Raw genomic sequence first — 22,594 nt, forward strand, 5'->3', positions numbered from 1 at the left:
CCAGGTTCAGCCCCGTCGCGGCCGCCAACCGGTCGCGCAGTTCGAGCGTCATGGCCGAGTCCAGGCCCATCTCGCGGAACGTCCGTCCGGGCCTCCGCGCCGTCCAGGCCCGTCCAGGCCCGTCCAGGCCCGTCCAGGCCCGTCCAGGCCTACCCCTCGACCGGTGCGAAGCGGACCGGGAGGTGCGTCAGGGCCCGGTGGAACGGGCCCGGGCGCCAGAGCAGGTCCTCGGCGGGGGTGGACAGTTCGAGGTCGCTGAGGCGGCTGCCCAGCTGCTCGATGGCGGTGATCGCGATCAGCAGGGCCGGGTCCCGGGCCGGGCAGGCGTGCGGGCCGGCCGCCCAGGCCAGGTGGGCGCTCTCGCCGCTGCGCAGCCCGCCGCCGTCGGTGGGCGGCGCGGCCTGGGAGTTGGCGGCCGCGTACGAGACCAGCACCAGCGTGCCCGCCTTGATCTCGCGGCCGTGGAAGGTGATGTCGTACCGCGGGTAGTGGGCCGAGAGGTTGGCCATCGGCGGCTCGTGCCAGAGCACCTCGTCGATCGCCTGGTGCGCGGTCATCGCCCCGCCGAACAGGGAGCCGGCGTAGCGGGCGTCGGTGAGCAGGCGCAGCAGGGCGTTGCCGATCAGGTTGGTGGTCGGCTCGTGCCCGGCGATCAGGGTCAGGGTGATCTGCCGGATCACCTCGTCGTCGTCCAGCCCGACCGGGTGGGTGACGTACATCGAGGTGAGGTCGTGCCGGGGGCGCTCGCGGCGCTCGGCGACCATCGCGGTGACCACCGCCAGGAGCTTCCCGTACGAGGCGCCGGCCCGGGCGGTGGACTCGATCAGCCCGGTGATCGCGTCCACCACCTCCTCGCGCTGCTCCTGCGGCACGCCGAACCAGGTGGTGAGCGCGAAGGCGGGCAGCCGGCGGGCGTACTCGGCGATCAGGTCGGCGTGCCCGACGGCGGCGAAGCGGTCGATCAGCCGGTGCGCGGTCTCGGCGACCTGCCGCTGGAGCCGGTGCGGCTCGAACAGCGCGAGGGCGTCGGTGATCACCGCCCGGTAGCGCGCGTGGGTCTCGCCGTCGCTGAACAGCGCGGTCGGGCGGTAGCCGAGCACCGGCAGCAGCGGGGAGTCCGGCGGGACGGTCCGCTGCCAGGCCCGGGAGTCCTTGGAGAAGGTGTCGGTGTCGCGCAGCAGGTCCAGCGCGGCCTGGTAGTCGGTGACCAGCAGGGCCTCGACGCCGGGCGCGATCTCCACCGGGGCGACCGCGCCGTGCCGCCGCAGCCGCTCGTAGACCAGCTGGGGGTCGGCGGCGAAGACCGGGCCGTGGATCGGGGTCGGGCGGGACTCGACGGTCACGGCTGCTCCGGGGTGGCGGGGTCCGAGGTGACGGGGTCCGGGCCGGCGGGGTCCGGGCCGGCGGGGGCGGCGGGCAGGGCCTCCAGGACGTGCTCGGCCAGCGCGATCAACGCGTCCAGGCTGCTGTCGCGCTCGCGCGCGTCGCAGAGCAGCAGCGGGGTGGCGGCGTGCAGGTCCAGGTGGGTGCGCAGCACCTCGACCGGGTGGTCCGGCGCGTCCGGGAAGCGGTTGACGGCGACGGCGTACGGCAGGCCCTGCTCCTCGACCATGTCCATGATCTCGAAGGAGTCGGCCAGCCGGCGGGTGTCGGCGAGCACCAGGGCACCCACCGCGCCGCGGGCGATGTCCTGCCAGAGCGGGAAGAAGCGGCGCTGGCCGGGGGTGCCGAACATGTAGAGCACCACGTTGCCGGGCAGGGTGAGCCGGCCGAAGTCGACGGCGACGGTGGTGGTGGACTTCCCGGGTACGCCGGCCAGGTCGTCCACCGGGCGGCCGGTCTCGGTCATCGCCTCCTCGGTGTGCAGGGTGGCGATCTCGGAGAGGGTCCGGATGAGGGTGGTCTTGCCGACCCCGAACGGGCCGGCCACCACCAGTTTCATCAGCGTCTGGTCCTGGTCGGGCAGGTAGCCCACCCGGCTCTGGTCTTCCGGTTCCGGCCGGGCGGCCGGGTCACCGGAGCGCACGGAGTCCAACGAGGAGCCTCTCGACGATGGAGCGGTCGGTCTGCTGGGCGCGCGGGATCGGCGCGCGGGCGTGCAGGCAGCCCGCCTCGACCAGGTCGGCCGCGAGGAAGACGGTGGCGCTGACCGGCAGGCTCAGGTGCGCGGCGGCCTCCACCACGGTCAGCGCGCCGGGGCGCAGCAGTTCCCAGAGCCGGCGGTGTTCGGGGTCGAGCGCCTCCGGCGGGTCCGCGCGGTCGGCGAACAGCACGGTCAGCCGCTCGAAGCCCTTGGTGCCGGGGCGGCTGCGGCCGCCGGTGGCCAGGTAGGCGGGCACCATCCGCCTGCGGGGGACGGCGGTCATGACCGGACGTCGTCGTCCTGCCGCCGGGTCGGGCTCGCGAGCGCGCGACCGAGGGCGGCGACCTGCAGCTGCATCTGGTAGGCGACGTTGCCGAGTTGGGCGTCCGGCGAGGTGAAGACGGCGAGCGAGGTGTTCTCCCCGGCGGGCACCACGACGGCGTAGCCGAGGTCGGACTCCACCACGGTCTGGGCCAGCCGGGGCCGCTCGACGTCGGTGAACGCGGCGGTGAAGGCCCGGGCGGCGGCGTGCACGGTGGCGGTCATCGCGGCGACCCGCTCGGCCGAGGCGCGCTCCAGGCCGTCCGAGGCGCCCTCGACCAGGCCGTCCCCGGTGGCGATGACGGCGTGCAGCACCCCCGGGAGCTCCAGCAGCGGGGTCAGCACCCACGAGATCTCGTCGGTGGCGGTCGGGCTGGGCGTGCTGCTCACTGCTCGGCTCCTTCTGAGGTCGGACCGGTGCTCGGGTCACCGGGGTCGCGGTCGGCGGTGGTGTCGCCGGGGGTGGTGGCGGTCGTACCGGTGGTGCTGTCGCTGTTTCCGGGGGCGGTCCGGCCGGGGGCGGTCCGGCCGGGGGCGGCCCCGGCGGCCTCCTCGCGCTCGGCCCGGGCCACGGCGGCCCGGCCGGAGTCGGTGCCCTGCTGCAGCGCCTGCCAGTGGGCGGCGGCCTGCTCGGGGGTGCGCGCGGCCGCGCGGGCGGGGGCGGGCTTCGCGGCGGCCGGCCGTACGGCGGCGGGCTGCTCGGCGGCCAGCGGACGGCGGCGGCGCCGGGTCGGCAGGCCGGTGCCGTCGTCGGCCGCGGACGCGTCCGTCGCGGGGGTGTCCGTCGCGGGGGCGTCCGGGCCGGGCTCGGCCGGGACGGACGCACCCGCCTGGCCCTCCCCCGCCGGGCCGTCCGCGACCGGGCCTTCGGCGACCGGGTCGGGCACCACGCGGATGGCCGGGGCCGGGTGCGGGCCCGGCTGGTTGTGGCGGTCGGCGAGCCGCGGGCCGTCCTGCTCGTCCGCGTCGCGCATCGGCGGGACGGCCGCGACGGTGGGCGCCGGGGCCGGGCCGGAGCCGGCCCGCAGCGGCAGCGGGGTGAGCACCGACAGCGGCTGCTCGTCGTCCACGACGGTCACCAGCGCGGCCGGGATGCGCAGGATGGTCCGCATGCCGCCGTACGGCGAGGGCTCGATGTGACAGGAGAAGCCGTACTGGCGGGCCAGCTTGCCGATCACCGCGAAGCCGGTCTTGGGCGGGTTGCCGAGCTCGGTGAGCAGCATGTCGGGCGGGCCGGCCAGCAGCCGGCGGGCGCGGCGCAGCTGGTCCTCGTCCATGCCGATGCCGCTGTCGTCGATGATCACCAGCGCGCCGCGGCCGCCCTGCTGGACGGTGACCGGGACGTCGGTCTCCGGGTGGGAGCAGGCGGTGGCGTTGGCGAGCAGCTCGGCGATGGTGACGGCGATCGGCTCGGCGGCCCGGGCGACCACGGCGAGGCGCTGCTCGCGCAGGTGGTTGGCGACCTTGATCCGGGCGTAGCCGGGCACCCGGGAGAGCGCGCCGACGACCACCTCGGCGAGCGGCGAGTCGGTGCGGGCCAGGCCCGGCCAGGCCTCGCAGAGCACCGCGATGGTCTGGATCCGGCGCAGCGCGACCTCGTTGCGGAAGTCGACCTCCAGCAGCCGGGGGTCGTCGTTCTCGTGCTGGAGCTGCTGGACCAGGCTCTGGATCTGGTACAGCAGGGTCTGGATCCGGGAGGTGGCGCCGCGCATGGCGGCGCGGGCGGCGGCGTCCACCCGCTCGCGCTCGTCGGCGAGGGCGGCCTGGGCGGCGTCCAGGACGCCCTGCAGCGCCCGGACCGCCTCCGGGCCGACGGCCTGCGGGTCCAGCGGGCCGACCAGCGGGGCGTTGCCGTGGGTGAGCCGTACGGCGGTGGCGGCGACCCGCTCCTGGGCGAGGTGGCCGATCTCGGCGAGCAGCGCGGTGCCGCGCGCCTCGGCCTCGGCGAGCGCGCGCTCGGCCTGCTCGGCCCGGGCGGTCGCGGCGGAGCCCTGCTGCATGGCGTCCCGGACGGTGTCCTGCGCCTGCCGGGCCGCCTCCTGCGCCTCGCGGACGCTGTCCTCGGCGGCCCGGGTGCGCTCCTCCGCCCGCCGGGCCTCCTCGGCGGAGCGCCGGGCGGCCTCCTGCGCGTCGCGCTGCTGCTGCTCCGCGCGGGCGAGCCGGCCCTCGGCGGTCCGGGCGCGCTCCTCGCCCCGGCCGAGCGCGGTCTCGGCGGCCGTCGCCCGGGTGACGGCGACGGCCCGGCCGCGGGCGAGCACGGCCGCGGCCGCGGCGGCGACCAGCGCCAGGACGATCAGCGCGATCTGCGTCATCGAAGTCCTCGGGGGTGCTTGCGGGGTGGACCGGGTGGTGCGGCCAGGACGACCGGGGGGCGGGCCCGGACGGGATCAGGATCGGGCGGTGCCGGGCCCTGGCGGGATCAGGGCCGGGCGGTGCGCGGGCGCTGGGCGCGGGCCTCGTCCTCGGCCAGTTCCCGGGCCACCAGGGCGACCTGGCCCAGGGCCTCCAGGGCGCCGGGGGCCGCCGAGCCGTCCAGGTGCCGGTACTCGGCCGCGACGGTGATCACCAGCCGCTCGGGCAGGCCGAGTTCGGGGTGGCGCTGCTCGGCTATCACCCGCCGGGCGGCGTCCAGCGCGGGTATCCCGGCGGCGTGCAGGGCGTGGGCGCGCTCGCGGACGTAGGCGAGGTAGCCGATGTGCTCGCGGACGCCGTCGCGGTCGAGCACCGGGCCGTGGCCGGGGACGAAGATCTCCGCGCCGGTGGCCAGGGCCTGCTCGCAGGCGCCGATGACGTTCTCCAGCGGTCCGGCCCAGTGCGAGGGGTGGTCGCCGGGCTGCTCGGGCGTCGAGGAGAAGATCACGTCGCCGGTGAACACCGCGCGCTGGTGCGGGAGGTGGACCAGCAGGTCGCCGCCGGTGTGGGCGGCGGGCAGGCTGGTGATCCGCACCGGGTAGCGGCCGACGGTCAGTTCCAGCTCGCCGGTGAAGACGGTGTCGGGGCGCACCGGCTCGGTACCGGACCAGTCGAACTGCCCGAAGTGCTCCTTCAGGTAGCCGCCGAGCGGCGAGTCCGGGTCGCTGTTGGTGACCAGCGCGTGCTGCTGCTGCGGGGTGGGCTCCCAGTGGATGTGCTCCAGCGCCTCGCGGGTGGCGATCACCTCGGCGTCCGGCAGCACCCCGGCGCCCCACAGGTGGTCCCCGTTGGCGTGGGTGACGACCACCCGGTCGACCCCGACCCCGTCCGGCAGCAGCCGCCGGCTCGCGGCGAGGAACTCCCCGGCCATCGAGGGGTCGTACGGCGTGTCGATCCAGAGCGCGGTGGTCTCCGAGGCCAGCAGGCCGCAGTTGGCCAGGCCCCACCCCCGCTTCGGCGGGAGCCACACGTACAGGTCCTCGGCAATCGCGCTCACGTTCGCACGGCTGATCGTCATGTGCGCGATTATGCCCAGGTCGTGACAGGAGTGGAGCAAAACCATTACAGTTCAAGCCACTTCGCGCCCGAAGCAGCCCGGGCTGTCCCGATTCGTCCCACGTGGTCTGGACCACATCTGGCCGAAGTGGCCCGGCCCCCGCCACTGCGAAACCGGGGGCGAAACGGGCACGGCTACAGGTACGGGCGCGGGCCGCGTCCGGGGACGCGGCCCGGCGGCGTCAGGCGTCCTGCTCCGACGGCCGCCCCAGCCGCTTGATCCCCTTGCGCTCCGCCGCGCAGCGCTCGTAGCCCAGCCAGGCGTTGATCGCCAGCATCGGCCCGTTGGTCGTGTCGTTGCTGGTGTACGCGTGCCGGAGACCCGCCGCGGCGGCGAGCCGCAGGGACTCCAGCTTGGCCGACTTGGTCAGCCCGCGGCCGCGGAACTCCCGGTGGCAGGCGGTGAACGCGGACCAGTAGCGGTCCACCCCGTCGGTCTGCACCATGCTGAACGCGGCCGGCCGGCCGTCCACCACGGCGACGACGCTCAGGGCCAGGTCCCGGTCCGGCCGGTTCCAGTCGTCGCGCAGCCAGTCCTCGTACTCCAGGGCGTCCATCGGCACCTCGCTGCCGGGCTCGTCCAGGATGGCGTCCGCCTCGACCAGGAACACCGGGTGCGGGTCGGCCGCCCAGTCCGCGGCCGGGCGCAGCTCGACGCCGGGCGGCCGTACGGGCGCCGGCGGCAGCGGCAGCGCCAGGTCCCGTCCGGCGAACTGCATGGTGCGCCCGAGCCGGTACCCCCGGGCGGTGGCGAAGGCCACCGAGGCGGGCTCGTCGTCCATCCAGGTGTGCAGTTCCGTCACCCCGTGCCCGACCAGGTGCCGTTCGGCCGCGGCCAGCAGCGCGGTGGCCGCGCCGCGCCGCCGGAACCCGGGCAGCACACTGCCGTTGGCGTAGCCGACACCCGCGACCGACGTCCCGAGCACCACCCCGCAGCGCACCGCGCCGACCACCCGGCCGTCCAGCTCGGCGACGAAGGTGCGGAAGTGCTCCTCGGGGCTCGGCCGGCCGTTCAGCCAGAGCAGGGTCTCGGCGGAGAGCACCAGGTGCTCGCGCCCGGCCCGGTGGGCCGCGGCCACGGCCTCGGCGTCCCCGGGGCGGAAGTCCCGGATCGTCAGGGGGGAGGAATTCGAAGAAGTCATGGATTCCCACGCTAGTCGCGCCCACCCGCCCGGCGCCTCCGATTTATCCGCCGGAGGGCACCCCCACCTGCGGGAGACGGCCCGGGCTCGGGACCCAAGTCCCTCACGACCGGAACGACATGCTCAAATAATGCTCTGAGAAGACCGGGTGAGGCTTGGCAGCCACCCCACCCGGGGACATCCTCAGCAACACGGCCGCACGGGTCCGGCGACGACGCCGCACCGGTCGACGGCCCTCCCACCCGGCCCTCCGAAGGGGGCGAACCGATGACTTCCCCTGCCCTGGCCACCGCATCCCGGGACACCGCGCCCCAGGACGCCGCACCGCTGGCGACCGCGCCCCGGGACACCGCCTCCCGGGACGCCGCGCCCCGCCTGGGCGTCGGCCTCGGCTGGCGCGGCGAGATCGACACCGTGGTCGAGCGCCAGCCCGGCCTGGACTGGGTCGAGGTGGTCGCCGAGAACATCTGCGCCGACCACCTGCCCGACTCCCTGACCGTCCTGCGCGGACGCGGCGTCACCGTCGTCCCGCACGGCGTCGGCCTCGGCCTCGGCGGCGCCGACCTGCCCGACCCCGCCCGGCTCGCCCGGCTCGCCGAGGCCGCGCTGGCGCTCGGCTCCCCGCTGGTCACCGAGCACCTGGCGTTCGTCCGGGCCGGCGGCCTGGAGGCCGGCCACCTGCTGCCCGTCCCGCGCACCCGGGACTCGCTGCGGGTGATCGCCGAGAACGTCCGGATCGCCCAGGACCAGCTGCCGGTGCCGCTCGCCCTGGAGAACATCGCCGCCCAGCTCGCCTGGCCGGACGACGAGTTCACCGAGGGCCAGTTCCTCGCCGAGCTGGTCGAGCGCACCGGCGTCCGGCTGCTGATCGACGTCGCCAACCTGCACACCAACCGGGTCAACCTCGGCATCGACCCGGCCGCCGAGCTCGACCGCCTGCCGCTGGAGGCGCTCGCCTACGTCCACGTCGCGGGCGGCACCCTGGTCGACGGCGTCTGGCACGACACCCACGCCCACCCCGTCACCGAACCGGTGCTGGAGGTGCTGGCCGAGCTGTGCGCGCGGACCGCGCCGCCCGGGGTCCTGCTGGAGCGGGACGCCAACTTCCCGCCGCCCAGCGAGCTGGCCGGTGAACTGGACGCCATCCGCCGGGTGCTGGAGGGGAGCACCCGACGATGACCGACCTGACCGGGACCGCACGGGACACCGCCGACCAGGACCTCGCCGCCGCCCGGCGGCGCCTGGCCCGGCGCCAGGAGGAGCTGCTGGCCGCCCTGGTGGCCGGCGGCCCCGTCCCGCCCGGCTTCGACGAACGCCAGGTCCGCGCCCAGTCCACCGGCCTGGCCGCCAAGCGGCGGGACACCACCGCCAAGGTGGCCCCCGACCTGCCCCGTACGCTCGGGGCGGGGTACGGGCCGCTCTTCCTCGACTACGCCCGCTCCCACCCGCAGACCGGCGGCTACCGGGCCGACGCCCGGGCCTTCGCGCAGTGGGTGCTCACCGACGGCGGCCCGCTCGCCGCCGACCACCGCCGGGCCCTGGAGCAGTGGCTCCACCCGGCCCCCGTACGACCGCCGGGCCCGCTCACCCGCCTGCGCCGGGCCCTGCGCCGGTAGCCGGCAGCCGGTAGCTGGTAGCCGGTAGCCGGTAGCCGGTAGCCGTCGACTGTCGGACACCCGGCCGGCCGTCGGCGACCGCGGGGCCACCGGGCCCTGACGAACCATCACCACCTCGGGGGGAACCGCCCATGTGGCACAACAGCTACTTCATCGTCCCGGCCGTCCTGCTGGCGGCCGCCGCGGTCCACGCGGTCCGGACCCGGCAGCGCATCGGCCAGGTCCGGTACGCCAAGGGCCTGCCCGGCCGCGGCCTGCCGCTGCTCGACACCGCGTTCCTGTCCGGCGGGCCGGCGCGGGTGTTCGACACCGCCCTGGTCCGGATGCACATGAGCGAGCAGGCCGTGGTCAGCCGCTCCGGCCTGGTCACGCTCACCGGCGCCAAGCCGTACGACGCCGTCGACAAGGCCGTCCAGGACGCCGTCGGACCGACCGGGAGCCGTCAGCTCGGCCCGCTGCGCCGCACCGTGATGCGCTCCACCGCCGTCCAGGAGATCGGCGACCGGCTCGCCGACCGCGGCCTGATGCGCCGCCCCGAGCGGCTGCGGCGGGCCCGCACCGCCCGCCGGCTGCTCTGGCTCGCGCTGCTCCTGGTGGCGGCCTCCATGGTGGCCGCCCCGCTGCTCGACGACGGCGCCGCCGGCCACGAGCGCCCGAAGCTCTGGATCCCGGTCATCCTGCTGATCGTGGGCGTCGTCTCGCTGCTCGTCACCCCGCTCGTCAAGAGCCGGATCACCCCGGCCGGGCAGCGCCAGCTGTCCCTGATGCAGGGGCCGTGGAAGCCCAATGCCGGGGTGTCGCCGCGGCTGGCCGGCGGCGCGCTGCTGGGCGCGCTCGCGCTCGGCGGCCTGGCCGCCGCCGGGCTGGGGGAGCCGGAGCTGGAGGCCGCGATGCTGGCCGCGTCGACCGACGACGAGGAGTTCTTCCGGCAGGCCACCGCCGCGAACGGCTCCGCGACCTCGTCCTCGTCCTCGTCGTCGTCCTCCTCCTGCTCCTCCGGCTCCGACGGCGGCTCCGCCGCCTGGTGCGGCTCCTCCGACTCCGGTTCCTCCGGCTCCTCCGGGTCCGGCTGCGGCTCGTCCGGCTGCGGGTCCTCCTCGGCGAGCTGCGGCTCCTCTTCCTCCAGCTGCGGCTCCAGCTCGTCGAGTTGCGGCTCCTCGTCGTCCTCCAGCTGCGGGTCGAGCTGCGGCGGTGGCGGCTGCGGCTCCTGACTCCGGCGGCACCCGGCGGAAGTCACAGTTCGGTATCGCGAACCGGGAAGGCGTTCCGCGCGCAGTCGGCACAGGCATACAACAAGCCCATGTGGTTGCTGTTCCTCATACCGGCCTGTGTCGCGGCTGTCCTGTCCTGCGTCCGACTGGTCCGGATGACCGCCACCGCCGACGCCCTCGCCGACCAGAACGGCCTGCGGCCCCCCGAAGCCGTGGGCATCGGCCTGTACGAGACCGCCTACCTGGCCGGCGGCCCGGGCCGGGTGGTCGAACTCGCCCTCGTCCTGATGGCCGGCCGCGGACGGCTCCACCTGGCGCACACCGGCTGGACCACCGTGGTCGACCCCAGGGGCCGCAGCCGCCTGGAGCGGGCGGTCATCGCCACCGTCGGCCCCGAGGGCCAGTGCCGCACCGACGAGCTGCGCCAGGCGGTCGCCGAGCACCCCAACGTGCTGGAGATCGGCGCCCGGCTCGCCCTGGCCGGCCTGGCCACCCCGGCCCTGGTGCAGCGCAACACCGTGGTGGTGATCCGGCAGGTCCGGCACGCGCTGCTGCTGTCCCTGCTCCTGCTGGCCGCCTCGCTGGCCCTCGACGGCTTCACCGGCGGTGACGCCCTCGCCCCGCTCGCCTGGTTCTCGCTGCCGCTGGTGCTCACCTCCGGCACCCTGCTGATGGCCCGCGTCGACGTCTACCCGTACACCCGCTGGGCCTCCCCGATCGGGCAGGAGGTACTGCGCGAGGTCCGCCCGGCCCGCCAGCGCGGCCTGGCCGACGACGAGGAGCGCGAACTGCTCACCGCCGTCGCCATGAACGGCCCCGCCGCCCTGCCCGACGCCCGGCTCCGCGCCGCCCTGCGCCCGCACCGCGGCTAGGGCGGCGGCCTGTGGCCGGTCCGCCCGCCCGGCGCCGACCTGCCGCTGGACGACCTGCCCGGGCTGCTCACCGCCGCCTGCGCCGAGTACGGCCTGATCACCCTGCACACCGAACACCTGGATCCGGACGTCTGCCGGGTCGGCACCGTCACCGGGCTGCGCCCCCGCTCACTGCGGCTGCACGAGGTCGACACCGAGGCCCGCTGGTACCCGGAGCCGACCAAGTACCGGCTCCGCGACGTCACCCGGGTCGGCCTCGGCGACCACTACACCTCCGTGCTGCGCGAGTTCGCCGGTCCGCGACCGGACCGCGACGGCACGGAGGCCGGTTCCCCCGTGTGACACGGGGGAACCGGCCTCCGGGAGCCGTGGGCCGCTCCGGCCGGGTCGCTCAGACCAGGCCGTTCATCAGACCAGGCCGTTCAGCAGCTCGCTCACCGGCTTGCGGCGGCCGGTGAAGAACGGCACCTCCTCGCGGACGTGCAGCCGGGCCCGGGAGGGGCGCAGGTCACGCATCAGGTCGACGATCCGGTGCAGCTCGTCCGCCTCGAAGGCGAGCAGCCACTCGTAGTCGCCGAGCGCGAACGAGGCCACCGTGTTGGCCCGCACGTCCGGGTAGCCGCGCGCCATCTGGCCGTGCTCGGCGAGCATCGCGCGCCGCTCGGCGTCCGGCAGCAGGTACCACTCGTAGGAGCGGACGAACGGGTACACGCAGACGTAGTCGCGCGGGCGCTCGTCGGCCAGGAAGGCCGGGATGTGCGACTTGTTGAACTCGGCCGGGCGGTGCAGCGCCATGTTCGACCAGACCGGCTCCAGCAGCCGGCCGAGGCCGGTGCGGCGGAAGCGGTTGTACGCCTCCTGGAGGTCGTCCGAGTCGGCGGCGTGCCACCAGACCAGGATGTCGGCGTCCGCACGCAGACCGGAGACGTCGTACGTACCGCGCACGGTCACGTCCTTGGCGTCCAGCTGCGCGAACAGCTCGTCCACCTCGGCGGCCAGGGCGGTGCGGTCCTCGGGCAGGCCGCCCTTGAGCTTGAACACCGACCACATGGTGTAGCGGATGACCTGGTTCAGGTCGCGCGCCTTCTTCTTCTCGGGCCGCTGCTCCGGCTCCCGCTCAACGCTCTCAGTCATGCGCCCATTGTCCTCTCCGTGGAACCTTCCCCGGTCGCCGGGGTCAGCAGTCTGTCGACGGCGGCCGCGGCGGCGGCCGCCGAACCGATGCACGCCGGAATGCCCACCCCGTCGTACGCGGCGCCGCACAGCGCCAGCTTGCCCACCCGCCCCGCCGCCGCCCGCACCCGGGCCACCCGGTCCAGGTGCCCCACCGGGTACTGCGGCAGACCGGCCGAGAACCGCGAGACGAAGGTGTCGTACGGCCGGGCGGTCAGCCCGATCGCCTCCCTGAGATCGGCCAGCGACCGCGCCACCAGCTCCTCGTCCGGCAGCCCCAGCGCCTCCTCCTCGCGGTACCGGCCCAGCGAGGTGCGCAGCAGGAACGCGTCCGGCGCGGAGCGCTCCAGCCAGCCCCACTTGTTCGAGGAGAAGGTCGACGCCTTGATCTGCCGCCCGTCCACCGGCGGCACCAGGAAGCCGCTGCCGCTCGGCGGCTCGGCCAGGTCGGCGCGGCGGAAGGCCAGGGTGACCAGAGCCATGCCCGCGTACTCGACGGCGTCCAGCTCGGTGGCGGCCGCCGGGGCGTCCTCGCGCAGCAGCCGGGCCGCGGCGGGGGCCGGGACGGCCAGCACCACGGCGTCCGCGTGCAGCACCTCGCCGCCGGTCACCACCCGCCAGCCGTCGCAGGTGCGGCGCAGCTCGTCCACCGGGGCGTCGGTGCGCAGGTCCACCCCCGCCTGCACACAGGCCGCGGCGACCGCGCCGGGCAGCGTGCCGAGACCGCCGCGCAGGCCCTGGAACACCGGGGTGCCGACCACCTTCGGCCGCGAGGCCAGCTCGTGCACCCCCGCGACCAGCGAGCCGCCGTCACGCACGATCGACAGCAGCTGCGGCACGGCGGCGCGCAGCGAGATCTCCTCGGCGCGGCCCGCGTAGACGCCGCCGAGCAGCGGCTCGACCAGCCGGTCCACCACCTCCTGGCCCAGCCGGTCGGCGACGTAGCGGCCGATCGCGACGTCGTCGCCGACCTCGGTGCTCCGCTCGTGCCGGGCCCGCTCCAGGCCCTCGTCGGTCAGCACCCCGGAGGCGGCCAGCGCCTCCAGGTCACCGGGGACGCCCATCACCTGCCCGCCGGGCAGCGGCCGCAGCGCGCCGCGGGTCCAGATCGCGGCCTTCGCGGTGGTCGGCGGCTCCAGCTCCCCGCCGAGCCCGACCGCCCGCGCCAGCTCCACCGCCTCCGGCCGCCGGGCCAGCACCGACTCGGCCCCGAGGTCCACCCGGACCCCGCCGACCTCCCCGCCCCACAGCTTCCCGCCGACCCGCCCGGACGCCTCCAGCACCGTCACCCGCGCCCGCGCCGGCCCCCCGGCCGCCCCGCTCAGGAAGGCGGCCGCAGCCAGCCCCGCGATCCCACCACCGACGACGACGACCTGTGCATCCGACATGCTCCGCAGTCTCGCAGACCCTTACACCGGACCCTCAATCCGCTGCACGCCGGAGATCGATCGTGATCGGGAACGGCACCGGACGTTCCAGCGTCCCGCGGAAGATCCCGGCGGGCACGTACGAGGAGGTCACCTCGTCCAGCTCGTAGACGTACACGGCCACCCGGCTGCCCTCTTCCTCCTCGACGATCCAGTAGTGCGGGATGCCGGCCTCGGCGTACTTGCGGAACTTCACCCCGCGATCGCGGTGTTGCGACTCGCGCGACACCACCTCGACCACGAGCAGAACCTCGCCCGGGGCGTACCCGGTGCGATAGGGATCGAAGGCCGCGCGGGACACCAGCACATCCGGCTCCAACCGGTTCCGCTCGTCCAGCGTCACCGTCATCCAGCTCTCCGCCAGATCACCCTCCGGGGCGATCCGCTCCAGCGCCGAAGTCAGCCGCGACGTGACCCGGTTGTGCCAGGAGCGCTGCGGCGTGAGCCGAAAGACCAAGGCGCCGTGCAGCAGCTCGGTGTGCGGTGGCGCCTGCGGCAGGTGGTCGAGATCGTCGGCGAACCACCCCTCCATGCGGGGCGCGTACATCCAATCCGGAAGTTCACTCATCATCCTGCACGAACGAGTTCATCTCCCCGTCGTTACGCTCCTGCCATGGAACCGATCGTGGTGAGTGCGTGTCTGGCCGGGATTCCCTGTCGGTACGACGGGCGGGCGAAGACCTCCGACGGCGCCGTGCGGCTGGTCGAGGAGGGGCGGGCCGTGGTGGTGTGCCCGGAGGGGGCGGGCGGGCTGCCGACGCCGCGGCCGCCGGCGGAGATCGTGGGCGGGGACGGCGCGGACGTGCTGGACGGGCGGGCCCGGGTGGTGGACGCGACGGGCGCGGACTGCACCGCGGAGTTCCTGGCCGGTGCCCGGGCGGCGCTGTCCGCCGCCGAGGAGGCGGGGGCCCGGCGGGCGGTGCTGATGGCGCGCAGCCCGTCCTGCGGCTGCGGTCAGGTGTACGACGGGACGTTCTCCGGGGAGCTGCGCCCGGGTGACGGGGTGACGGCGGCGCTGCTGCGCCGGGCCGGGATCGAGGTCACGGCCGGGTAGTGGGCCCCCGGAGTCCGGGGGCCCACCGCCCTGAGGTCAGCGTGCGCTGGCCTCGTGGACGAAGGCGACGAGGCGGCTGAGCGCGTCCGGGTCCATGGACGGCAGCACGCCGTGGCCGAGGTTGAAGATGTGGCCGCTGGTGCCGAGCGCCTGGGCGGCGTGCAGCACCTCGCGGGCCTTGGTCTCGACGACCTTGGTGGGCGCGTACAGCACCGCCGGGTCGAGGTTGCCCTGGAGGCCCTTGCCCTGGCCGACCCGCTCGGCGGCGACGTTCAGCGGGACCCGCCAGTCGACGCCGACGATGTCGGCGCCGGCCTGGCCCATCAGGCCGAGCAGCTCGCCGGTGCCGACGCCGAAGTGGATCCGCGGCACGCCGTACCCGGCGACGGCGTCGAAGACCTTGGTGCTGGACGGCATCACCGAGCGGCGGTAGTCGTCCGGCGCGAGGGCGCCGACCCAGGAGTCGAACAGCTGGACCGCGGAGGCGCCGGCCTCGATCTGCACCTTGAGGAAGGCCGAGGTGATGTCCGCGAGCCGGTCCACCAGGGCGGCCCACAGCTCGGGCTGCCCGTACATCATGGCCTTGGTGTTCTCGTGGTTCTTGGACGGGCCGCCCTCGATCAGGTAACTGGCCAGCGTGTACGGCGCGCCGGCGAAGCCGATCAGCGGGGTCTCGCCGAGCTCGTCCACCAGCAGGCCGACGGCCTCGGTGATGTAGGGGACGTCGTCGGGCTCCAGCGGGCGCAGCCGCTTCAGGTCCTCGGCGGTGCGGATCGGGTCGGCGATGACCGGGCCGATGCCGGGCTTGATGTCGACGTCGATGCCGACGGCCTTGAGCGGCACCACGATGTCGCTGAAGAAGATCGCGGCGTCCACCTTGTGCCGGCGCACCGGCTGGAGGGTGATCTCCTTGACCAGCTCGGGCCGCATGCAGGACTCCAGCATGGGGATGCCCTCGCGGACCTTCAGGTACTCGGGCAGCGAGCGGCCGGCCTGGCGCATGAACCACACCGGGGTGTGCGGCACGGGCTCGTGCCGGCAGGCGCGCAGGAACGCCGAGTCGTGCGCGGCGCCGCGGCGCCCGGGGGTGGTCGGGCCGTCGTGGGTGGCCGCCGTGCTGTCTGCCGTAGTCTCGCTCACCGTCAAATCTTCGCACGCGTGCCGGGCCCGGTTTCCCGGCCGGTCTCGTCGGTTCCTCCAAGATCTGTCCGGGTTTGCCGTTCCGGCACGCCGCTGGGAGAGAAGTTGCGGCGATAACCCCGTTCTTCGACCTAGTCTTCGGGACATGGCAGCGGTCGGAGGGCACCCCGCACAGGGTGGCGGAGCAGGTGGCGGAGCGGGTCGCGAGGGGGCGCCGAGCGAGTTCCGGGCGGCCGTGGCGGCCCTGGACGGGGCCCGGTTGCGGCCCGAGGTGCAGCTCTCCCCCGCGCCGGCGCCGCGCCGGCTCGCCCCGTACTCGTTCGCGGTGACCGCCTCGGTCGAGGTGGACGGCGAGGAGCTGGCGGACGGCCGGCTGGTGCTGCTGTACGACCCGGCCGGGCAGGAGGCCTGGAACGGCGAGTTCCGGGTGGTCACGATGACCCGGGCCGAGCTGGAGCCGGAGATGGCCGGGGACCCGATGCTCTCCGAGGTGGGCTGGGCCTGGCTGCTGGACTCCCTGCAGGCGCACGCCGCCGGGTTCGCGGAGCCGTCCGGCACGGTGACGCTGGCCTCCTCCCAGTACTTCGGGGGTCTGGCGGACCGCCCGTCCTCGACGGAGATCGAGATCCGGGCCTCCTGGACCCCGGCCGACGGCCGCTTCGAGCGGCACCTGGCGGCCTGGGGGGACCTGCTGTGCGTCAGCGCCGGCCTGCCGCCGGCCGCCCCGGCTCCGCAGGGTCCCGCCGAGGTTCCTTCACTCGGTGGAGTGGTCCCGATGCCGGCCCGGCGACGCCCGCGGTCGCACTGACGGGTGGTGTGCGGCTCCGGCGGCACCCGGGGGCCGGACGCCACCCCCAGGGCTGACGGAGTGTGACTTCGGACCCGCTCTGCGTCAATTCATCGGTCGATACCGACCGATCGGCACCGAATCTGATCGATTTTGTGCGAATACCAGGCATGTCGCATCAATCATTTGCGCGATTTGTCCGTATTGTTACTCACTAGATCGTGATCTTTCGCTAAAGCCGGGCACGGATGCTGCCGAAGCAGTCTGTGACCCTTTCCCAACGCGGAACACTCCGACCGCCCCCATCGGGGTTCCGTCCGCCACTCCCCGCAGGAGGCCTGGTGTCGGTCCTTCTTGAGCACCCCGCAAACGTGGTCGCCTACCGGCCGACCAAGCCCACCGCCATGGTGGTCATCGCCGATCCCCGTGTCCGAAACACCGTCACCCGCCACCTGTGGGCCCTCGGTGTCCGGGACGTGATCGAGGTGTCCTCCATCGCCGAGGCCCGCCCACGGGTCTCCACCCCCCGCGACATCTGCGTCGCCGACGTCCACCTCCCGGACGGATCCGGGCTGACCATCCTCGCCGAGACCCGCGCCGCGGGCTGGCCCAACGGCCTGGCGCTGTCCGCCGCCGACGACATCGGCGCGGTCCGCAGCGCGCTGGCCGGCGGCGTCAAGGGATACGTGGTGACCGGCACCCGGACGAACGTCGCGATGCCGGGCCGCCCCGGGATGCCGCTCGGCGCCGCCGGGCTGGCCGGCCGGATGCGCCGCCCCGGGATGCCGGGCATGCCGGGCGCGGCCGGAGCACCGGGCGCCCCCGGAGCCCCTGGTGCGCCCGGCGCGCAGCAGGCCGCCTACCGCGAGCTTTCCGGCCGCGAGGTCGAGGTGCTGCGGCTGGTCGCCGAGGGCCAGTCCAACAAGGCGATCGGCGTGGCGATGGGCCTGTCGGCGCTCACCGTGAAGAGCCACCTCGCCCGGATCGCCCGCAAGCTGGGCACCGGCGACCGCGCCGGCATGGTCGCGGTCGCGCTGCGCACCGGCATCATCCACTGAGCCGGACGCTCCGGACCGCTGCGGCGGCCGAGGAGGAACGTTTCCTCCTCGGCCGCCGCGGCGCTGTTCCGGGGCCCGCCGTCGAACTCCCGTCGTCAACCTCCCGCCGCCGAACTCCCGTCACCCCCGGAGGGCCCGCGGCGGGCGAACCGCGCCCCGGAGCGGGGCGGGCCGCCCCCGGGCGATCAACAGTCTGACCAGTCCGACAACACTCCCGGCCGCGAGGACCGTCGTACCCTTGGGGGGTGACCGACGCCGTAGCAGCCATCCCAGAAGAAGCAGCCCCGGTCCCGCTCCTTGAGCCGAGGGAGGGGATCCCGCCCGTCGTGGCGGACGAACAGGCGCTGGGCGCCGTCGTCGCCGCCTTCGCCGCGGGCACCGGACCGGTGGCCGTCGATGCCGAACGGGCCTCCGGCTACCGCTACGGGCAGCGCGCCTACCTCATCCAGCTGCGCCGCGCGGGTTCCGGCTCCGCCCTGATCGACCCGATCGCCTGCCCGGACCTCAGTGCGCTCGGCAAGGCCGTCGAGGACGCCGAGTGGGTCGTCCACGCGGCCAGCCAGGACCTGCCCTGCCTGTCCGACGTCGGCATGAGACCCCAGCGCCTGTTCGACACCGAGCTGGCCGGGCGGATCGCCGGCTTCGCCCGGGTCGGCCTCGGGCCGATGACCGAGAACGTGCTCGGACTGAGCCTGTCCAAGGAGCACTCCGCGGTCGACTGGTCCACCCGCCCGCTGCCCGAGCCGTGGCTGCGCTACGCCGCTCTGGACGTCGAGGTGCTGGTCGAGCTGCGCGACGCACTCGAACAGGAGCTGGACGCCCAGGGCAAGCTCGGCTGGGCGATGGAGGAGTTCGCCTCGATCGCCGCCGCGCCCCGCCCGGGCCCGCGCAACGACCCGTGGCGCCGCACATCGCAGCTGCACAAGATCCGCCGCCGCCGTCAGCTGGCCGTGGTGCGCGAGCTGTGGCTGGTCCGCGACCGGATGGCGCAGGACCGCGACGTCTCCCCCGGCCGGGTGCTCGCCGACGCGGCGATCGTCAACGCCGCGCTGGCCATGCCGCTGAACATCGCCGCCCTGCAGGCCGTCCAGGGCTTCGGCCCGCGGGTGCACCGGCGCCAGCTGGAGCAGTGGCTGGCGGCCGTGCAGCGCGCCCGGGAGATCCCGGAGAACATGCTGCCGCCGGCCACCGCGCCGCACGACGGACCGCCGCCGCCGCGGGCCTGGGCCGAGAAGGACCCGGTGGCCGCCGCCCGGCTGTCCGGTGCGCGCGCCGCGATCAGCGAGCTGGCCGAGCGGTACCACGTGCCGGCCGAGAACCTGATGACCCCGGACACCGTCCGCCGGGTCTGCTGGCACCCGCCGACCGAGCCGGGCCCCGAGGCCGTGGCCGCCGCGCTGCGCGGGTTCGGCGCCCGGCAGTGGCAGGTGGACCTGGTGGCGCCGGCGGTGGCCGCCGCGTTCGCCGCGGCCGCGGCCGCAGCCCAGGACTGATCACGCTCCAGGACCGATCACGGCAACACGTGGAAGGGGATGTCATCCGTACGGGTGACATCCCCTTCGTCGTACCCGTCCGTCGTGCCCGCCCGTCGTACCCGTTCGTCGCACCCGGGAACGACGCTCCTGGTCGGACGGGCCGGGGAACGTGTCGGGGGACACATGGTCGGATCCCTCCGAGGGGCCTGGGCAGGTTGGTTACCGGCGGGTAGCATGGCGGTGATGCGGCGCCGCTCGGGTCTTCGACGGCGGCAGCCCGCCCAATCGTCATGTTGGTCCCTGGGAGGAGAGCCCCCGTGCCTCGTACCGCGAGGGACGTCGTCTTCGTCGATGGCGTCCGCACCCCGTTCGGCAAGGCAGGCCCGAAGGGCATCTACCACGAGACGCGCGCCGACGACCTCGTCGTCAAGTGCATCCGGGAGCTCGTGCGCCGTAACCCGAACCTGCCCGTCGAGCGCATCGACGAGGTCGCCGTCGCGGCCACCACGCAGATCGGCGACCAGGGCCTGACCATCGGGCGCACCGCCGCCCTGCTGTCCGGCCTGCCGAAGTCCGTCCCCGGCTACGCGATCGACCGCATGTGCGCCGGCGCGCTGACCGCCGTGACCACCACCGCCGGCGGCATCGCCTTCGGCGCGTACGACGTGGTCGTGGCCGGCGGTGTCGAGCACATGGGCCGCCACCCGATGGGCGAGGGCGTCGACCCGAACCCGCGCTTCGTCTCCGAGAAGCTGGTCGACGAGTCCGCCCTGTTCATGGGCATGACCGCGGAGAACCTGCACGACCGGTTCCCGCACCTGACCAAGGAGCGCTGCGACGCCTACGCCGTGCGCTCCCAGGAGAAGGCCGCCAAGGCGTACGCCAACGGCGACATCCAGCCCGACCTGGTGCCGATCTCGATCCGCAACACCAACCCCGAGGTCGGCGAGACCGGCTGGGGCCTGGCCACCGTGGACGAGCCGCTGCGCCCGGGCACCACGATGGAGTCGCTGGCCGGCCTGAAGACCCCGTTCCGCCCGCACGGCAACATCACCGCGGGCAACTCGGCCGGTCTGAACGACGGCGCCACCGCCTCGCTGCTGGCCGCCGAGGACGTCGCCGAGGAGCTCGGCCTCCCGGTCAAGATGCGCCTGGTCTCCTTCGCCTTCGCGGGCGTCGAGCCCGAGGTCATGGGCATCGGCCCGGTGCCGGCCACCGAGAAGGCGCTGGCCAAGGCCGGTCTGACCATCGACGACATCCAGGCCTTCGAGATCAACGAGGCCTTCGCCGTCCAGGTCCTGTCCTTCCTGGACCACTACGGCATCGCGGACGACGACGAGCGGGTCAACCCGTACGGCGGCGCGATCGCCTTCGGCCACCCGCTGGCCTCCTCCGGCGTGCGCCTGATGAACCAGCTGGCCCGCCGCTTCGAGCAGCGCCCGGACGTCCGCTACGGCCTCACCACGATGTGCATCGGCTTCGGCATGGGCGGCACCATCATCTGGGAGAACCCCCACTGGAGCGGAGCGACCCAGAACACCGAGCTCGAGGGTGGTAAGTGACCATGACGAACACCACCGAGCTGCTGACCCGCGGCGCCGAGCTCTTCCCGGGCGAGGTCGTCACGACCGCGCACGTCCGCCACCTCGACCTGCCGCTGCAGGCCGGCCGGCTGGCCCTGATCACCCTGGACAACGGCTTCGACCACACCAAGCCGACCACCTTCGGCCCGGGCTCGCTGCTCAAGCTGAACGAGGCGCTGGACCAGGTCGCGGCCGAGGCCGCCGAGGGCACGATCGTCGGTGCCGCGATCACCGGCAAGCCGTTCATCTTCGCGGTCGGCGCCGACCTCAAGGGCGTCGAGCTGCTCAAGGAGCACGCGGACGCGCTGGCCATCGGCAAGGGCGGCCACGACGTCTTCCAGCGGATCGCCACGCTGCCCGTCCCCACCTTCGCCTTCTACAACGGCGCGGCGATGGGCGGCGGCGTCGAGGTCGGCCTGCACTGCGACTACCGCACGGTGTCGGCGGGCGTCCCGGCCTTCTCGCTGCCCGAGGTCTTCCTCGGCCTCGTCCCCGGCTGGGGCGGCTGCACCATCCTGCCGAACCTGGTGGGTGCCGGTAAGGCCGTCAAGGTCATCGTCGAGAACTCGATGAACCAGAACAAGCAGCTCAAGGGCAAGGACGTGTTCGAGCTGGGGATCGCCGACGCGATCTTCGAGCCGGCCGACTTCCTGGAGCAGTCGCTGCTCTGGGCCGCCAAGGTCGTCAAGGGCGACGTCGTCGTCGAGCGCGAGGCGATCGACCGCGGCAAGGCCTGGGACGACGCCGTCCTCTGGGGCCGCATGGTCGCCGACGCCAAGGTGCACGGCGCCGCTCCGGCCGCCTACAAGGCGCTGGACATCATCGCCGCCGCCAAGGACTTCGACCTCGCGGACAAGGCCAGCCTCCAGGCCGGCTTCGACGCCGAGGACGCGGCCCTGGCCGACCTCATCATGAGCGGCGAGCTGCGCAGCGGCATCTACGCCTTCAACCTGGTGCAGCGCCGGGCCAAGCGCCCGGTCGGCGCGCCGGACAAGTCGCTGGCCCGCCCGGTCACCAAGGTCGGCGTCGTCGGCGCCGGTCTGATGGCCTCGCAGCTGGCGCTGCTGTTCGCCCGCCGTCTGGAGGTGCCGGTGGTCCTCACCGACATCGACCAGGCGCGCGTGGACAAGGGCGTCGGCTACGTCCACGCCGAGATCGACAAGCTGCTCGGCAAGGGCCGGATCGGCCAGGACAAGGCCAACCGTCTCAAGGGCCTGGTCTCCGGCTCGCTGGACAAGGCCGCCGCCTTCGGCGACGCGGACTTCGTCATCGAGGCCGTGTTCGAGGAGATGGGCGTCAAGCAGGCCGTCTTCGCGGACCTGGAGAACGTGGTCTCGCCGACCTGCGTGCTGGCGACCAACACCTCCTCGCTGTCGGTCACCGAGATGGCCTCGAAGCTGAAGCACCCCGAGCGGGTCGTCGGCTTCCACTTCTTCAACCCGGTCGCGATCCTGCCGCTGCTGGAGATCGTCCGCGGCGACTCGACGGACGACGCCTCGCTGGCCACCGCCTTCGCGGTGTCCAAGAAGCTGAAGAAGACCTCGGTGCTCTGCAAGGACCGCCCCGCGTTCGTGGTGAACCGGATCCTGACCCGCTTCATGGGCGAGATCCAGGGCATCATCGACGAGGGCACCCCGATCGCCGACATCGAGAAGGCCGTCGAGCCGCTCGGCCTGCCGATGTCCCCGATCGTGCTGCTGGAGCTGGTCGGCCCGGCCATCGCCCTGCACGTCTCGGAGACCCTGCACGGCGCCTTCCCGGAGCGGTTCACCGTCTCCGAGAACCTCGCCAAGGTGGTCAAGGCCGGCAAGCGCGGCTTCTACACCTGGACGGACGGCCAGCAGGTCCTCGACCCCGAGGTGCTGGAGCTGCTGACCTTCGGCGACTCGGTGCTCACCGGGGAGCAGGTCCGCGCCCGTGCCCTGGAGGCCGTGGCGCAGGAGATCGGCCTGATGCTGGAGGAGGGTGTCGTCGCCGAGGCGCAGGACATCGACCTCTGCATGATCACCGGTGCCGGCTGGCCCTTCCACCTGGGCGGGATCACCCCGTACCTGGACCGTGAGGGCGTCTCGGAGCGGGTGAACGGCAAGGCCTTCCTCGCCCCCGGCGTGGCCTCGGTGCCCGCGTAACGCAGCACCCGAACACGGAGGAGCCCCGGTGACCATGCGGTCACCGGGGCGCCGC

General features: G+C 74.3%; 19 protein-coding genes and 1 pseudogene. 9 read left to right on the forward strand and 11 right to left on the reverse strand.

All coding sequences use genetic code 11. The features are described from left to right. Positions 1 to 149 precede the first annotated feature (149 nt). The 7 genes from ACWDCZ_RS31615 to ACWDCZ_RS31645 all read right to left on the reverse strand — a co-directional run bounded on the left by ACWDCZ_RS31615 (position 150) and on the right by ACWDCZ_RS31645 (position 7,014). Positions 150 to 1,343: a cytochrome P450 gene (locus tag ACWDCZ_RS31615; protein WP_049649594.1), complete on the reverse strand. Its 1,194-nt coding sequence runs from the start codon at positions 1,341 to 1,343 to the stop codon at positions 150 to 152. Further along, positions 1,340 to 1,942, reverse strand: a complete 603-nt coding sequence (locus ACWDCZ_RS31620; protein WP_079272039.1) for a GTP-binding protein — start codon at positions 1,940 to 1,942, stop codon at positions 1,340 to 1,342. Before ACWDCZ_RS31620 ends, ACWDCZ_RS31615 begins: the two co-directional genes overlap by 4 nt. A gap of 70 nt (positions 1,943 to 2,012) precedes the next feature. Further along, positions 2,013 to 2,366 carry a DUF742 domain-containing protein gene (locus tag ACWDCZ_RS31625; RefSeq protein ID WP_049649592.1) on the reverse strand — a complete coding sequence of 118 codons (354 nt, stop codon included), beginning with the start codon at positions 2,364 to 2,366 and terminating at the stop codon, positions 2,013 to 2,015. Further along, positions 2,363 to 2,794 carry a roadblock/LC7 domain-containing protein gene (locus tag ACWDCZ_RS31630; RefSeq protein ID WP_049649591.1) on the reverse strand — a complete coding sequence of 144 codons (432 nt, stop codon included), beginning with the start codon at positions 2,792 to 2,794 and terminating at the stop codon, positions 2,363 to 2,365. Before ACWDCZ_RS31630 ends, ACWDCZ_RS31625 begins: the two co-directional genes overlap by 4 nt. Then, positions 2,791 to 4,716 carry an ATP-binding protein gene (locus ACWDCZ_RS31635; protein WP_449817625.1) on the reverse strand — a complete coding sequence of 642 codons (1,926 nt, stop codon included), beginning with the start codon at positions 4,714 to 4,716 and terminating at the stop codon, positions 2,791 to 2,793. The genes ACWDCZ_RS31630 and ACWDCZ_RS31635 overlap by 4 nt, the downstream gene beginning before the upstream one ends. 107 nt (positions 4,717 to 4,823) lie before the next feature. Beyond that, positions 4,824 to 5,834: an MBL fold metallo-hydrolase gene (locus ACWDCZ_RS31640; protein ID WP_049651288.1), complete on the reverse strand. Its 1,011-nt coding sequence runs from the start codon at positions 5,832 to 5,834 to the stop codon at positions 4,824 to 4,826. Between the two features lie 220 nt (positions 5,835 to 6,054). Then, positions 6,055 to 7,014 carry a GNAT family N-acetyltransferase gene (locus ACWDCZ_RS31645; RefSeq protein ID WP_449817626.1) on the reverse strand — a complete coding sequence of 320 codons (960 nt, stop codon included), beginning with the start codon at positions 7,012 to 7,014 and terminating at the stop codon, positions 6,055 to 6,057. Positions 7,015 to 7,341: 327 nt separating this feature from the next. Here ACWDCZ_RS31645 and ACWDCZ_RS31650 point away from each other — a divergent pair. From ACWDCZ_RS31650 to ACWDCZ_RS31660, 3 genes and pseudogenes are all read left to right on the forward strand, one after another. Then, a pseudogene (locus ACWDCZ_RS31650) lies at positions 7,342 to 8,630 on the forward strand (DUF692 domain-containing protein). Between the two features lie 131 nt (positions 8,631 to 8,761). Then, the gene (locus ACWDCZ_RS31655; RefSeq protein ID WP_449817627.1) at positions 8,762 to 9,841 is read left to right on the forward strand and encodes a TIGR04222 domain-containing membrane protein; all 1,080 of its coding nucleotides are present in this window, start codon (positions 8,762 to 8,764) and stop codon (positions 9,839 to 9,841) included. Positions 9,842 to 9,930: 89 nt separating this feature from the next. Further along, the gene (locus ACWDCZ_RS31660) at positions 9,931 to 10,713 is read left to right on the forward strand and encodes a TIGR04222 domain-containing membrane protein (protein WP_449817628.1); all 783 of its coding nucleotides are present in this window, start codon (positions 9,931 to 9,933) and stop codon (positions 10,711 to 10,713) included. Between the two features lie 408 nt (positions 10,714 to 11,121). Here ACWDCZ_RS31660 and hemQ read toward each other — a convergent pair whose 3' ends face one another. The 3 genes from hemQ to ACWDCZ_RS31675 are packed head-to-tail and all read right to left on the reverse strand — an operon-like array spanning position 11,122 to position 13,881. Beyond that, on the reverse strand, positions 11,122 to 11,847 hold the full coding sequence (gene hemQ / locus ACWDCZ_RS31665) for a hydrogen peroxide-dependent heme synthase (protein WP_049651284.1): 726 nt from the start codon (positions 11,845 to 11,847) through the stop codon (positions 11,122 to 11,124). After that, positions 11,844 to 13,274 (reverse strand): protoporphyrinogen oxidase, encoded by a 1,431-nt coding sequence (gene hemG, locus ACWDCZ_RS31670; protein ID WP_449817629.1) that lies wholly within the window; start codon positions 13,272 to 13,274, stop codon positions 11,844 to 11,846. The genes hemQ and hemG overlap by 4 nt, the downstream gene beginning before the upstream one ends. 34 nt (positions 13,275 to 13,308) lie before the next feature. Next, positions 13,309 to 13,881, reverse strand: a complete 573-nt coding sequence (locus ACWDCZ_RS31675) for a Uma2 family endonuclease (protein WP_449817631.1) — start codon at positions 13,879 to 13,881, stop codon at positions 13,309 to 13,311. 45 nt (positions 13,882 to 13,926) lie between these two features. Here ACWDCZ_RS31675 and ACWDCZ_RS31680 point away from each other — a divergent pair, with 45 nt between their 5' ends. After that, complete coding sequence (locus ACWDCZ_RS31680; protein WP_049651282.1) at positions 13,927 to 14,367, forward strand: DUF523 domain-containing protein; 441 nt, start codon at positions 13,927 to 13,929, stop codon at positions 14,365 to 14,367. A 36-nt stretch (positions 14,368 to 14,403) separates the two neighbouring features. Here ACWDCZ_RS31680 and hemE read toward each other — a convergent pair whose 3' ends face one another. Further along, positions 14,404 to 15,417: a uroporphyrinogen decarboxylase gene (hemE, locus tag ACWDCZ_RS31685; protein WP_234348351.1), complete on the reverse strand. Its 1,014-nt coding sequence runs from the start codon at positions 15,415 to 15,417 to the stop codon at positions 14,404 to 14,406. Positions 15,418 to 15,652: 235 nt separating this feature from the next. Here hemE and ACWDCZ_RS31690 point away from each other — a divergent pair, with 235 nt between their 5' ends. The 5 genes from ACWDCZ_RS31690 (at position 15,653) to ACWDCZ_RS31710 (ending at position 22,539) form a co-directional block, all read left to right on the forward strand. Then, entirely contained in the window at positions 15,653 to 16,315 is a 663-nt protein-coding gene (locus ACWDCZ_RS31690) for a DUF3000 domain-containing protein (RefSeq protein ID WP_074005620.1), read from the forward strand. 320 nt (positions 16,316 to 16,635) lie between these two features. Then, on the forward strand, positions 16,636 to 17,352 hold the full coding sequence (locus tag ACWDCZ_RS31695) for a response regulator transcription factor (protein WP_049651279.1): 717 nt from the start codon (positions 16,636 to 16,638) through the stop codon (positions 17,350 to 17,352). Positions 17,353 to 17,597: 245 nt separating this feature from the next. After that, on the forward strand, positions 17,598 to 18,845 hold the full coding sequence (locus ACWDCZ_RS31700; protein WP_117489922.1) for a ribonuclease D: 1,248 nt from the start codon (positions 17,598 to 17,600) through the stop codon (positions 18,843 to 18,845). A 299-nt stretch (positions 18,846 to 19,144) separates the two neighbouring features. Further along, positions 19,145 to 20,389 carry a thiolase family protein gene (locus ACWDCZ_RS31705; protein WP_049651277.1) on the forward strand — a complete coding sequence of 415 codons (1,245 nt, stop codon included), beginning with the start codon at positions 19,145 to 19,147 and terminating at the stop codon, positions 20,387 to 20,389. A gap of 2 nt (positions 20,390 to 20,391) precedes the next feature. Then, positions 20,392 to 22,539 carry a 3-hydroxyacyl-CoA dehydrogenase NAD-binding domain-containing protein gene (locus ACWDCZ_RS31710; RefSeq protein ID WP_449817630.1) on the forward strand — a complete coding sequence of 716 codons (2,148 nt, stop codon included), beginning with the start codon at positions 20,392 to 20,394 and terminating at the stop codon, positions 22,537 to 22,539. Positions 22,540 to 22,594: the final 55 nt, after the last annotated feature.

The sequence above is a fragment of the Kitasatospora sp. NPDC001225 genome (genome assembly GCF_053597855.1).